Origin of the sequence: Ichthyenterobacterium magnum (assembly GCF_003610635.1) — a bacterium.
In the GTDB taxonomy this organism is placed as follows: Bacteria; Bacteroidota; Bacteroidia; order Flavobacteriales; family Flavobacteriaceae; genus Ichthyenterobacterium; species Ichthyenterobacterium magnum.
Genome location: NZ_RAQJ01000001.1, coordinates 408,349 through 421,764, shown reverse-complemented (window position 1 = coordinate 421,764; position 13,416 = coordinate 408,349). Strand labels below are relative to the sequence as shown.

11 protein-coding genes are annotated in these 13,416 nt (G+C 31.9%); 5 read left to right on the top strand and 6 right to left on the bottom strand.

Annotated features, from left to right (window positions below; all coding sequences use genetic code 11):
- Window positions 1-6 precede the first annotated feature (6 nt).
- On the bottom strand, window positions 7-1,104 hold the full coding sequence (locus BXY80_RS02065; protein WP_120199556.1) for a fatty acid desaturase family protein: 1,098 nt from the start codon (window positions 1,102-1,104) through the stop codon (window positions 7-9).
- A gap of 144 nt (window positions 1,105-1,248) precedes the next feature.
- On the opposite strand from BXY80_RS02065, the gene rsmG reads away from it, so the two are divergent.
- Window positions 1,249-1,878 (top strand): 16S rRNA (guanine(527)-N(7))-methyltransferase RsmG, encoded by a 630-nt coding sequence (gene rsmG, locus BXY80_RS02060; RefSeq protein WP_120199555.1) that lies wholly within the window; start codon window positions 1,249-1,251, stop codon window positions 1,876-1,878.
- Between the two features lie 33 nt (window positions 1,879-1,911).
- Here rsmG and BXY80_RS02055 read toward each other — a convergent pair whose 3' ends face one another.
- Together BXY80_RS02055 and pruA are read right to left on the bottom strand one after the other, a co-directional pair.
- Entirely contained in the window at window positions 1,912-3,735 is a 1,824-nt protein-coding gene (locus BXY80_RS02055) for a T9SS type A sorting domain-containing protein (RefSeq protein WP_162843259.1), read from the bottom strand.
- A 124-nt stretch (window positions 3,736-3,859) separates the two neighbouring features.
- Window positions 3,860-5,485 carry an L-glutamate gamma-semialdehyde dehydrogenase gene (gene pruA / locus BXY80_RS02050; protein WP_120199553.1) on the bottom strand — a complete coding sequence of 542 codons (1,626 nt, stop codon included), beginning with the start codon at window positions 5,483-5,485 and terminating at the stop codon, window positions 3,860-3,862.
- Between the two features lie 180 nt (window positions 5,486-5,665).
- Here pruA and BXY80_RS02045 point away from each other — a divergent pair, with 180 nt between their 5' ends.
- Window positions 5,666-6,667: a DUF6695 family protein gene (locus tag BXY80_RS02045; protein WP_120199552.1), complete on the top strand. Its 1,002-nt coding sequence runs from the start codon at window positions 5,666-5,668 to the stop codon at window positions 6,665-6,667.
- Between the two features lies 1 nt (window position 6,668).
- Here the strand turns inward: BXY80_RS02045 and apaG are convergent, their stop codons facing one another.
- Together apaG and BXY80_RS02035 are read right to left on the bottom strand one after the other, a co-directional pair.
- The gene (gene apaG, locus BXY80_RS02040) at window positions 6,669-7,055 is read right to left on the bottom strand and encodes a Co2+/Mg2+ efflux protein ApaG (RefSeq protein WP_120199551.1); all 387 of its coding nucleotides are present in this window, start codon (window positions 7,053-7,055) and stop codon (window positions 6,669-6,671) included.
- A gap of 111 nt (window positions 7,056-7,166) precedes the next feature.
- Entirely contained in the window at window positions 7,167-8,528 is a 1,362-nt protein-coding gene (locus BXY80_RS02035) for a pyridoxal phosphate-dependent decarboxylase family protein (RefSeq protein ID WP_120199550.1), read from the bottom strand.
- A gap of 118 nt (window positions 8,529-8,646) precedes the next feature.
- Here BXY80_RS02035 and BXY80_RS02030 point away from each other — a divergent pair, with 118 nt between their 5' ends.
- Window positions 8,647-9,174, top strand: a complete 528-nt coding sequence (locus BXY80_RS02030; RefSeq protein WP_120199549.1) for a cysteine dioxygenase — start codon at window positions 8,647-8,649, stop codon at window positions 9,172-9,174.
- 184 nt (window positions 9,175-9,358) lie between these two features.
- On the opposite strand, the gene BXY80_RS02025 is transcribed toward BXY80_RS02030, so the two are convergent.
- The gene (locus BXY80_RS02025) at window positions 9,359-10,609 is read right to left on the bottom strand and encodes a type IX secretion system plug protein (protein ID WP_120199548.1); all 1,251 of its coding nucleotides are present in this window, start codon (window positions 10,607-10,609) and stop codon (window positions 9,359-9,361) included.
- Between the two features lie 157 nt (window positions 10,610-10,766).
- Between BXY80_RS02025 and BXY80_RS02020 the strand changes: the two genes are divergently transcribed.
- Window positions 10,767-12,119 (top strand): Na(+)-translocating NADH-quinone reductase subunit A, encoded by a 1,353-nt coding sequence (locus tag BXY80_RS02020; protein WP_120199547.1) that lies wholly within the window; start codon window positions 10,767-10,769, stop codon window positions 12,117-12,119.
- Window positions 12,120-12,192: 73 nt separating this feature from the next.
- Window positions 12,193-13,416: an NADH:ubiquinone reductase (Na(+)-transporting) subunit B gene (locus tag BXY80_RS02015; RefSeq protein ID WP_120199546.1), complete on the top strand. Its 1,224-nt coding sequence runs from the start codon at window positions 12,193-12,195 to the stop codon at window positions 13,414-13,416.

The window sequence follows — 13,416 nt, the reverse complement described above, 5'->3', positions numbered from 1 at the left end:
TACTGATTAAGCTTGTAAAGTTGGTTTTTGACCTAAAACTTTTAGTTGGTTGTAATGCTCAGAAACTGCTTTCCAAAAGGTATTGTATTCGTTATAAGGTAATTTAAATTCTTTAGCTGTTTCTTTAACGATTTCTGCAATTTTTTTATAGTGAACATGACTAATATTTGAAAACAAATGATGCTCAACCTGTCTGTTTAAACCTCCCGTATAAAATTCTACTATCCAGCTTTTTGGTGAGAAATTTGAAGTGGTAAATAATTGATGAATTGCCCAAGTGTTTTTCATATTACCATTTTCGTCTGGTACAGGCATTTCTGTATTTGGCATTACGTGTGCTAACTGAAAAATAACACTTAATATAATTCCGGCTGTGTAATGCATAATTAGGAAGCCTATTAAAACTTGCCACCAAGCATAACCTAAAATTATAGGTAAAGCGACCCAAATAGAATAATAGACTATTTTACCAATGATTAGTTTTGTCCATTGCGTAGCAGGATTTGGAAACTCACCGTAAGATAATTTTCTTTTTAGGTAAAGGTATGTTTGTTTAAAATCGGTGGTAATAGCCCAATTAACAGTTAATAAACCATATAATAAAAAGGCGTAATATTTTTGGTATTGATGAATTTTTAGCCATTTAGAATGTTTAGAGAAACGAATAATTCTCCCAGCATCAATATCTTCATCGTGCCCTTGAATATTTGTATACGTATGGTGTAAAACATTGTGCTGCACCTTCCAATTGTAATCATTACCAGCTAATATGTGTATACTGCTTCCCATTAATTTGTTTACCCATTTTTTACTAGAAAAAGAGCCATGATTTGCATCGTGCATTACGTTCATTCCAACACCAGCCATTCCAACTCCAATAATCATCATACAGATAATTTGTAGCCAAGTTGGTAAATTAACTGTCAATAATAACACCAAAGGACCAAGTAATAATGTAAACATTACTATAGCTTTAATATATAATTTCCAGTTTCCAGTTTTTTTAATGTTATTGTCTTTAAAGTAGGCATTAACACGTTTGTTTAATGTTCTAAAAAACTTTGCAGAGTCAGTTCTTGAAAAAGATAAAGTTTGCTTTGTCATGAAGTTATGTTTTAGTATGATAACGATTTATAATTAGATATCATATTAAGCGGCAAATATAATTAATAAATGCTGCGATATTGGTAATAATATGCTAAAAATATCCACATAAAAATGTATACTTTTGTTGAAAATTTAAAACACATGCAGTTAATACAACATTATTTTCCAGATTTATCTGAGAATCAAGTAAATCAATTTAAGCAATTGGAAGAATTGTATAAGGATTGGAATTTAAAAATAAATGTTGTTTCACGTAAAGATATAGATGAACTTTATTTACGTCATGTATTACATTCTTTAGGTATTGCAAAAGTGATTTCTTTTAAGCCTAATTCTAAGATTATAGATGTTGGTACAGGTGGAGGTTTTCCTGGTATTCCTTTAGCTATTATGTTTCCAGATTGTCAATTTCATTTGGTAGACAGTATAGCAAAAAAGTTAAAAGTTGTAAATGAAGTTGTTGAAGGCTTAAGACTTACAAATGTAAAAACGTCTCATACAAGGGTTGAAGAAATTAATGAACAATATGACTTTATTGTAAGTAGAGCTGTAGCTGCAATGCCTACTTTTGTACATTGGATAAAAGGAAAAATAGCAAAAAAGCAAAACCACGAATTAAAAAACGGAGTTTTGTATTTAAAAGGTGGTGATCTTACTGAGGAATTAGAGACCTATAAATCGGCAACAATTTATAAGCTAACAGATTACTATAAAGAAGATTTTTTTGAAACTAAAAAAGTTGTTCATTTACCAATTAAATACAAAGGCTAAGTTGTACACTCAGCCTATATAAATAGTTATAGTTTATCTAACAATTAGTTTTGTTTTATAACTAAGGTTGTCTTTAGTTTTAATGTTTAAAACATACATTCCTGATTCTAAATTAACAGGAATTATGGTTCGGTTAGAAATTGGTAAACCTTTAATAGAATAAACTAATTTTCCTGTGAAGTCTACAATATTAATAGATGCATTTTCATATGCGTTGTTACTTAAAATCACTAAGTTGTCTGTTATAGGGTTTTTGCCCAATTTAAATATATCATTACTATCAATTGATTGATTTGATAATGTTTCAGGCATAATTTCACTTAATGCAAAAGCGACATTAGCCTCAGTTAGTTCAACATGATTTTCGTTTTCATCAGGCATGTACCAATTGACAAATGGCGTGTTGTTTATCACGTCGTTATTGTTGCTTGGAGCACCAAGATTTATATCATGAAACCAATTAATTTCATTATTGTTAACCTCTAAACCCATACCGCTAACAGATGGAATAAAACAAAACTTATCAATTGTAAGTGCGCTAATAAATTGACCGATTAAACCTTCTGTACCAAGGTCTTCAGTAAAACCTCCTATATCAAAAAGACCACCAGAGGCAGCGTCAACACCATCTGAGTAAGTATGTGCTTTAGCATTAACTTCAACATCAACAACTGTTATTGGAACAATAATTAGCGTAGATATTACCTTTATTTTACTAATAAGTTCTCCGCCATCGTTTGGGTTATTTGTAGACGCTGGTGTTAGATTAATTTTTATTTCTGCAGTAGTAGGTAAAGGTGCGTCTGGCACATTAAAAGTATCATTAAAAGCACTAAATCCTGGGGTGACATCTGTATTAGCTATTGATTTGTATGGATTCCCAATACCGCTACCATTAATCATAGAAACATTTCTTGTGTTTTGAGGATAGCCTCCAATTGTATTTAAAAACTCAGTTCTATAAGGATGAGGTTCTGGTAATAGTTTTGCTGAATCAAAATTTACTGGATTACCATCAACAAGATGTGATTCAAAATGATCGACTAACAGTTGTTTTGCAGCTGGAGATTTTAATAAACCGTTAACTACTGGCTGTAGCGCGGTTACATTTAAACCATCACCAAGACCAAAAGCAAGATAATTAAATTGATGTTGAAACCCTAAAGGTACATTAGCCCCTAGATGTGGAGAATCAAAAGATAACCATAATCTAGTTTCATGAGGAGCTGCTCCATTATTTGCAGTATCATTTTCCATATAATTTAACCCATAACGAGAGATTAATCCGCCCATACTTGGTCCAATTATAACAAGCTCTTCATTACCAACTTTGCCTCCTTCTTCTACAGGTCCATTAAGCATATTGATTAAATCAACAAGTAACATAGCATTTCGTTCTATAAAGTCTGCACCTCCATCAATTAAAGTGCTTCCGGCTGGATAGTCTATTTCGTCTATAATCATGTCTCCGTTAGTATCTGTAACATTGTCAATATTTAATAATGAACTATCACTTAGACGTAAATATTGTGGAAAATTTAAGATTACAACATCAAAACCTTCGTCTCTTACTAAGGCGGCAAGGTTTTGTGAACCATTTGAATCTGTATAGCCCAATAAATCATAGAGACCAGAAATAGTTCTGCCATCACCTGGGTCAAAACCGTCTATAACTATTATTGGCTTGTCTAGTACACCATCATTACCCAAGAATATTTCATACTCACCTAAGCCCGCAAAATTTGTTGCTCCAGTATAGTTTGATAAATCTGCAATACGAGTTGATTCAAATTCTACAATTTGAGAAAAGGTTAAAAAGGGGCAAAGGAATAAAAGTAAAAAGTATTTCTTTTTCATAAGACACATATTTTGTTTCCTAAAGATACAAAGTTTTGCTTTTCTAAAATTGATTTTGAATATTTTGTAAATCAAAAAAGCCTCAAATCAAATGTTTTGAGGCTTTTTTATGTGTTAGTATAGTTTATCCTAAAAACGGATAACGATAATCTGTTGGTGTTACAAATGTTTCTTTAATCATTCTTGGGGATACCCAACGCAATAAATTAAGAGCACTACCAGCTTTGTCATTTGTACCTGAAGCTCTTGCTCCACCAAATGGTTGTTGACCTACAACGGCTCCAGTTGGTTTGTCATTAATATAGAAGTTACCTGCGCAGTTTTGTAAAGCGTTTGTTGCTTCTTGTATTGCGTATCTATCAGTAGATAAAATGGCTCCAGTTAGAGCATACTCACTAGTTTGGTCTACCAGTTTTAATGTTTCAGAAAAGTTGTTTTCATCATAAACATAAATAGTAATTACAGGTCCAAAAAGTTCTGTGCACATTGTAGTGTATTTTGGGTTGCTTGTTACAATAACTGTTGGTTCTATAAAGTAACCTTTAGACTTGTTGTAGTTTCCTCCAACAATTATCTCAGCATCATTATCAGCTTTTGCTTGGTCAATAAATTTTGCAAGCTTATCAAAAGATCCTTCATGTATAACAGCAGTAATAAAATTACTCATGTCTTCTGGTGATCCCATTTTAAATGACTTTACATCTTCGATAACTTGTTTTTTAACATCATCCCATAAGTTTGATGGCACATAAGCTCTAGAGGCAGCACTACATTTTTGACCTTGAAATTCAAAAGCACCTCTTGATATTGCAGTAGCTACTTGTTTTGCATTCGCAGATTTATGGGCAACAATAAAATCTTTTCCACCAGTTTCTCCTACAATTCTTGGGTACGTTTTATAGTTATGAATATTGTTTCCTATTTTTTTCCAAAGTTCTTTAAATATGTATGTTGATCCTGTAAAATGTAAGCCTGAAAAATCTGGACTGTCCATAACAGTATCTGTAATCATAACTGGGTCTCCAAATACAACGTTAATTACGCCATCAGGTACACCAGCTTCTTTAAAAACATCCATAATTATTTTAGCTGAATAGATTTGGCTATCGCTAGGTTTCCATACAACTACATTTCCCATCATTGCCATACATGCAGGTAAATTTCCAGCAATAGCAGTAAAATTAAATGGTGTAACGGCATATACAAATCCTTCTAAAGGGCGATACTCTAATCTGTTCCATGCATCACTTGTGCTTTCAGGTTGTTCATGATAAATATCTGTCATGAATTGTACATTAAAACGTAAAAAATCAATCAACTCACAAGAAGCGTCTATTTCTGCTTGGTGTATAGTTTTAGATTGCGCAATCATGGTTGCAGCATTTATTTTTGCTCTGTAAGGTCCAGCAATTAATTCAGCAGCTTTTAAAAAGATGCCTGCGCGTTGTTCCCATGGTAATTGCGACCAAGATTTTCTAGCTTCAAGAGCTGTTGAAATCGCTTCTTCAACATGAGATTTTTCAGCAAGATGATAACTTCCAACAACATGTTGGTGGTCATGTGGAGGAGACATTGTTCTGGTATTTCCTGTAGTAACATCTTTTCCGTTAATATACATTGGTACATCAATCATGCCGTTAAACATTGTTTTGTAAGCTTTTGAAACGGCGTCACGCTCTGGAGATCCAGGAGCATAAGACTTTACAGGTTCGTTTGTTGCGATTGGTACATTAAAAAATCCTTTTCCCATGAGAGTTTTGGTTTAAAAGTTTGTTCAAAAATTTTGAGATGCAAAGGTACAATTTTTTGATAACATTTATTGTTTTCAAGTTCAATAAAAGCAGATAGATTTCTTGCGTATTTTTTGTAAGTTGCTTGGGTTAAAAAAGACAAAGTCAATGTTTGTTTTTATAAAAAGAAAAGTATTTTAATGATTAATAACGGAATAATACTTACGCTAGCGTATCCCGATACTGTTGTTATGATTTCTGACGAATGGTATCTGTCTTATTTAAGATTTCTTGGTGTTGGAAAAAAAAATTATATAAGAGCTGGTCATGCTGCATTAGTACTTATAGATAAAAGCACAGGAGAGCTAGAGTATCATGATTTTGGACGTTACATTTCGCCAAAGTCTAACGGAAGAGTTAGAGGGAAAACAACAGATTATGAATTAGAGTTTCCTATGAAAGCTAAGCTTAAAGGAGATAAGATTGAAAACCTTAATGAGGTTTTAGTGTTCTTAGCAACAAATCCACAACTTACACATGGCGAAGGCAAATTAATAGCTTCAGTTTGTTCATCAATTAACTATGAAAAAGCTAAAGCATATATTAGTACTTTACAAGATCTTTATTTTATAAAGTATGCCGCTTTTAAAAAAGGAGCAACAAATTGTTCGCGTTTTGTAACAGATACTTTAATTGCATCTGTCACAAATAAAACGATTAAAAAAGCATTAATTAAGTCTAAATGGTTTACGCCAAGTACTATTGGTAATGTACTTATAGTAAATACAGAAAAAAAAGTATATAGTGTATCTGAACAAGGCAATATATCTGAATTTAAAGGCTCAAAACAGTCTGAAAATATAAGATGTTTCTTAGACCGATTAAAAGACTATGAGCCTAAATTAGAAGGTAGTTTAGAGCCTATAGCTATTAGTGGTGTTGCAGATAAGGCACAATGGCTTTCTGGGATAGGAGCAGGCGCTTGGTTTGAGTTGCACGATATTAATCATGACAAAGAGTTTCGTTTTAGACGCATTTCACCTTTTGGTAATGTGGATGTAGATGGTGTGTATAAACTTTTTAATTTAGGATTTGATATTGCTAAAGAGTACAGTTTTATTAAAAATTCAAATTGTAATTTTTTTCATGTAAAGCAACAGCATGTTGTTTACCGGTTTGATTTTTTACGAGAATTTAAATAAGTTAGTTAAGCGCAAAAGGAGCACTTAATTTAAATGAAGGAATAATGACTTTAAACTTATTGGTTGTTGTAAAGTTAACCATGTTGTAATGGCCTTGCATAGCTCCAAAAGGAGAAGTTAATAAACAACCAGAATTATAAGTGTGAGATTCACCAGGCTTTAAAACAGGTTTTTTTCCAATAACACCTTCACCTTCAATGATTTCAATATTATTTAAAGCATCAAGAATTTCCCAGTGTCTTGAGTTAAGCTGAACAGAATCTTTGCTTTGGTTTTCAATAGTTATTTTGTAGCCAAAAGCAAAGTGCACTTTATAATTTTTATAAAATGTACCTTCAAATGTGGTTTCCACAGAAATCTTTATGCCACTTGTAACTTGTTGTACCATGTAGGGATTCGTATTGAATATGCAAAAATAGCATATTTTTCTACCAATTTCAGCACTTTTTTAGAATAAAGCAAATTTTTAACAGCTAAAATTGAAAGCCAATAACTTGATTTAAAGCTTTTCAGCTTCTACAAAACTTTCAATAGTCTTGAAAAAAGCAATAATATCTTCCTCTTTAAGAACTGAGTTTATAGTCACCATTCTTACAAATTCAGTGTCATTAAAATTACCATAACCAACCATAAGCTTAGCACTTTGGTAGAGTTTTGTGCATAAAATATTTGCAGGGATATTTTTGTAATTAAAACATACAGAAATTGAATCGTCAAAACTGTATAGCTTATAATCACTGTGATTATTAATATAATCTCTTGCAATATCGGCTAGTTTAAATTGGTGGTTTACAATATGTTCTAAACCTTTATTGCCTACAGATTTCCATAATGTCCATAATTTTAAAGCATCATTTCGTCTACCGCATTGTAATGATGTTTTTCCTAAGTTAAAATCATCATCATTTGTTTGATATAAATACTCAGCATCATTAGTTAAGGATTGATGCAAGTATGTTTTGTTTTTAACAACAATTATTGAACAACTTAAAGGTGTACTTAACATTTTGTGTGCATTAACACTAAATGAGTCTGTATGCTCGATACCTTCTACTAAGTGTTTGTATTTTTTGCTAAAAATAACAGAACCACAATATGCGCCATCTAGATGTAGCCATAAATCATAGGTTTTACAAACGTTACTAATAGTTTTTGTGTTATCAAAAGCACCTAGAACTGTTGTTCCTGCAGTTGCATTAACAAAAAATGGTTGGTAACCTTTTTTAATGTCTAATTTTATTTGGTGTTCTAAATCTTCAGCAAGCATTTGCCCAAAAGCATTGGTTTTAATGCGTCTAACTTGGTTTCTTCCAATACCAATAAATGAAGCATTTTTTGCAATAGAATAGTGTGATGCTTCAGATGTATAAGCCACCATTTTATTTGTAACGCCTTCATTTCTTATAGTCGAATTGTACTTGTCTCTAGCCATTAACATCGCCATATAATTGCTCATAGAACCACCAGGCGCAAAGGTGCCGTCGCTTTCGTTTCCGTAACCAATAATGTCACAGATTTTATTTAAAATCACTTTTTCAATACCTACTTGAGGTCCAGCAACTTTATAAGTATACATACTATTATTTAGCATTACGGCTAATAAATCTCCAAGTGTAGCTTTACCAATTCGTCCTCCAAAAAGTTGATTAAAAAAAGAGGTCGAAGCTGTTTTTGGTGTGTTTTTTACAATTTGTAGTAATGTGCTTTTAAATTCTTCGTCTAAAGCTGGAGCGTCATTAAGTTGAAGGTCTAATGTTTGATATAGTTTGTCGGTATCAATAGGTTTTGCAACCGTATTGTTAGCCTCTTCTTCTAAAAGAATTTCAGCAAGTTCAATAAATAATTTTAAGTCTTTATGCATGTGGCTAATGTCGCACGAAAATGATTGACCTTGTAAATTTATTCCTATTTTTAAGGAATGCTAAAGAAAATCAATTTAAATTGTAACGTTTTAAAATTAATACTTTTTGGAATCTAAAATGTCTTTACAAAAATTAATAGCATTATTGTCGGAAAACAATAAAGAGAATTACAACTCAATATTTAAAAATTTTAATATTGATGCTGTCTCTTTATTAGATTTTGAAAGTTGGTCTTCAAAAAAATATACAAGAAATTGTTTGCATAGAGAGTCTGATTTTGAGCTTATTTTATTGTGTTGGGAAGCAGGTCAAGAAACACCTATACATTGTCATGGAGGTGAAGAATGTTGGGTAAATGTGTTGCAAGGCGAAGTAGAAGAAGTGTTTTATAGTAAAGGCGAAAACGATGAGTTAGTTAAAAACGGAACACGAAAACTGTGTGCAAATGAAAGCTCTTATATTAACGATCTTATTGGCTTACATAAATTAAAAAACAGCTATAAAGGCAGAACCATAAGTTTGCACTTATATGCAAAACCAATTGATGCTTGTACTTTTTTTGATGAGCAAACACAATCTTTTGTTGCTAAGCAATTGAGTTATGACACGTATAAGGAGTTATTGTTAAGCAATAGTTTGACATAAGCAGAAAACCACGATTATGAAAAAATTTAAAGAAAAAGAAAAAACAGGATTCTATTTTTATCCCTAATAAAGGAAAATCATTTAACAAAATAAACGTACACTACTTAAAGTAAAAAAACTTATGCTAACTTTGTGTACAATTAATGACTCATTTTATGAGTAACCATAATAATGTGTAAGATTTCTAATTAGAAATATCTACAGAAGACGCCTCGCCAAAGCCAATAAGTTTATCGTATCTAGCACCTAAATCTCTATAATACACAAGTACTTTGTAATTGTTTTCGGTTTGCCAAAAATCGCCACCAATTAAGCCTTCGTCAATATTACCTTTAGCATCTACAACTACATATTTATAATTATAAAACCCTTGTTTTAATTCAAAAGCGGTTTTGTATAGTCCGCTTACAGAATCAAATGTCAATTTATTAGTTTCTTCTAATGCATAATTATTAAAGTTACCATACACATAAATAGTGCTTCCGTCTGTGAGTTCTGGATGTTGCAATGAAAAATGAACCATTGTGTAATCTGCTTCAATAGAAACATTGTCTGCATCTAGAGCAGTAACTAAAAAGTTACCATTAATATCGGGGTTGTAAGTGTAAGGTAATGTTGCGCGTTCTCTGTTAGTATATAAAAAGGTGTGATAAATATCTCTTAAGTCTGTAAACTGCACACCAACATTGGCTGCTCTTACATCTTTGTTTTCAAAGAAATAATATTCGTTTCCAGCCCAAAAATTAGCTTCGTTTGTATATCTGTAAATGAGTTCGTTACCTAAAGTATAAGTAGGCTTTAGGTCAGAAATAGTATTGTGTAAATTGTTGTTTTGAATAACTAATGTTTTTATAGTCTGCGATGGATTGTTAAAATTAATATTGTTTGTTACAATTTTAAAATCGACAGTTTGTGCTTCATTAATATACTTAACATTTCTGGAGCGTTTTATATTTACGCCAACACTTACTAGGTCTTCATAAACCATAAATTTTCTAGTAAATACTAATTCGTCATAATCATCATAAATAGAAATTATATAATTACCACTTTTTAAGATGCCTCGTGTTTGCTCATTAGGGATTCTTAATCTGTAATGCGAAAAAATTTGATATGTATTTAATGAGTTGTCATAATCTCGTATACGTTGATCATCAAAACCTCTAAGGTATTCGGCTTTAGCTAATTTTGAACGCGTCCAATCAAAATCGTAATGTTCAATTTTATAATAAAAATCGTCTTCATCACCATTTAAAGCATCAAATTCTAATATAAGCGGCTGACCGAGTTTTAAAATAGGAAGTTGGCTTTCTAAAGTACTTCCTTTAAAAGTTATAGTTTTAATATAATCTGGCGGATTAACTTCTTCAACTTGAGAAAAAGCAAACAAAGGGATTATACATAGAAGTAATACAGTATTAAGTTTTAATAGCATTTGATGTAAAGTTTCGTCGTAAATATAAACAAATTTTATGCCTAAAAATTGTATGCAGCTGTAGCTCTAAAATTTCTCTATTATTTATTGTGAAAACTGTTTGAGAAATTTGTATTTTTGCAGCGATTTTTAGACAACTAATTTCAATATATAACCTATGTCAAAAGACATTAAGATTAAAAAGGGTCTTAATATAAAACTTAAAGGTGTAGCTGAAAAAACCGCTGAACAAGCGATAATCAGTAATTTTTGCACTATAAGACCTGAAGATTTCCATAGTGTAATTCCAAAATTGGTAGCCAAAGAAGGCACATCTGTAAAAGCAGGAGAAACTATTTTTTACAACAAGTCTCATGAAGATGTTAAATTTGTTTCACCAGTTTCTGGAACCGTTATAGAAATTTTAAGAGGACCAAAACGACGCATTGATGCTGTTAAAATTCAAGCAGATAAAGAACAATCTTTTGTAGATAATGGTAAGTTTAATATTGCTTCAGCAAAAGCAGAAGATGTAAAAGCGCACTTATTAGCTTCAGGATGTTGGCCATTTATTAAGCAAAGGCCTTATGATGTCATTGCAAACCCAGAAAAATCACCAAAAGCGATTTTTGTTTCAGGATATGCTACTGCACCTTTAGCTGCAGATTTAGATTTTACACTTCAAGGTAAAGAAGCAGAGTTGCAAGCTGCTGTTTCTGCTTTAGCAAAATTAACAGAAGGTCAAGTGCATATTAGTATTGGCTCAAATAATTCGCCATTAGCTGGATTATCTGATGCAACAATTCATAATGTATCAGGACCACATCCTGCAGGAAATGTTGGTACGCAAATTAACAAAATTAACCCAGTAAATAAAGGTGAGGTTGTTTGGACAGTAAATGCCCAAGATCTTGTTATTATTGGAGAGTTATTACTTACAGGTAAGTTTAATGCAGAACGCATTGTAGCACTTGTAGGGTCTTTGGTTAAAAAACCAAGATACTTTAAAACAAAAATTGGTAGCGAAGTCGCTACAATGGTTTACGATAATGGTATAGACAAAGATGCAAATGCTAGAATTATATCTGGTAATGTATTGTCTGGAAAGCAAGTGAAACCAGATGGAAACTTAGATTATTATAGTAATGTAATTTCTGTAATACCAGAAGGAGATGATTATGAGTTTTTTGGATGGAATAAACCAGTTTTTAATAAAATATCTACATCTAGAGCATTAACATTCTCATGGATGTCTCCAAATAAAAAGTACGATTTAAATACCAATACAAATGGTGAGCATCGTGCTTTTGTAACAACAGGAACTTACGAAGAAGTGTTTCCGTTAGATATATATCCAATGCAAATTTTAAAAGCTTGTATGTATAAAGATTTAGACGAAATGGAAGCTTTAGGAATGTACGAAGTTGCACCAGAAGACTTTGCATTAACAGAATTTGTATGTGTATCTAAACAACCACATCAAAAAATAATTAGAGAAGGTTTAGACTTAATGCTTAAAGAAATTGGATAATTTTCAATTTTAGATGAAAAATTGAAAAATGTAATAAATAATTCATTAAGGAACGAAATGAAAAATAAAACAGATGGGTTTAAAAAGTAACTTACATAAGTTTAAAGAAAAGAATAAAGATAAGAAATGGCTTCCAGGCTTCAACGCTATCTTTACATTTTTATACATGCCAAATGAGACCACACATAATGGTACTCATATAAAAGTAGCAGACGATTTAAAACGTACAATGAATACAGTAATCATGGCATTAATACCATGTTTAATATTTGGTATGTTTAACGCTGGTTACCAACATCATTTAGCTTTAGGAGAAATAGGGAATGCTAGTGGATTTTTTGATTCAGCATTTTGGAACTGGGATAACTTAGTTATTGGTTTATGGAAAGTTCTACCGTTGGTAATTGTGTCTTACGGAGTTGGATTGGGAATCGAATTCATATTTGCTATATTAAAAGGTCATGAAGTAGAAGAAGGTTATTTAGTAACAGGTATGTTAGTGCCTTTAATTGTACCAATAGATACGCCGCTTTGGATGCTTGCAGTAGCAGTTGCCTTTGGAGTTGTTATTGGTAAAGAAGTTTTTGGAGGTACAGGAATGAATATCTTAAATCCTGCATTAACTATTAGAGCCTTTTTATTTTTCGCGTATCCAACATGGATGTCTGGAGATAAAGTATGGGTTCATGGTGCAGTTGAGAGAGACCAATTAATTGCAGCTGGAGAAAATCTTGATGCAATTTCTGGAGAAACTATTTTAGGAAGCTTGGCACAAAATAAAGCTGCAGGTTATGAGATAATGGATATGTTTTACGGAATCATTCCAGGTTCTGTAGGAGAAACATCAACATTACTAATCTTATTAGGAGGTTTATTTTTAATCTTTACAAAAATAGGAAGCTGGAGAATTATGCTTTCATCTGTTATTGGAGCTTTAGTAATGGGATTAATCTTTAATGGTGTTGTAAGCTCAGGTTGGATAACAGAAACGAGTAAGTTTTATGGATTAATGAGTACAGAATTTTGGCAGCATCTATTAATTGGTGGTTTTGCTTTTGGTACTGTATTTATGGCTACAGATCCAGTAACAGCATCACAAACAAATAAAGGAAAATGGATATATGGTTTCTTAGTAGGATTTATTTCTATCATGATTCGTGTATTTAATCCAGCATACCCAGAAGGCGTAATGTTAGCAATTCTATTAATGAATGTGTTTGCTCCAACAATCGATCATTACGTTGTACAAGGTAATGTTAAGAAGAGAATGAAACGTTTAAAAGCTAAAGTTGCATAA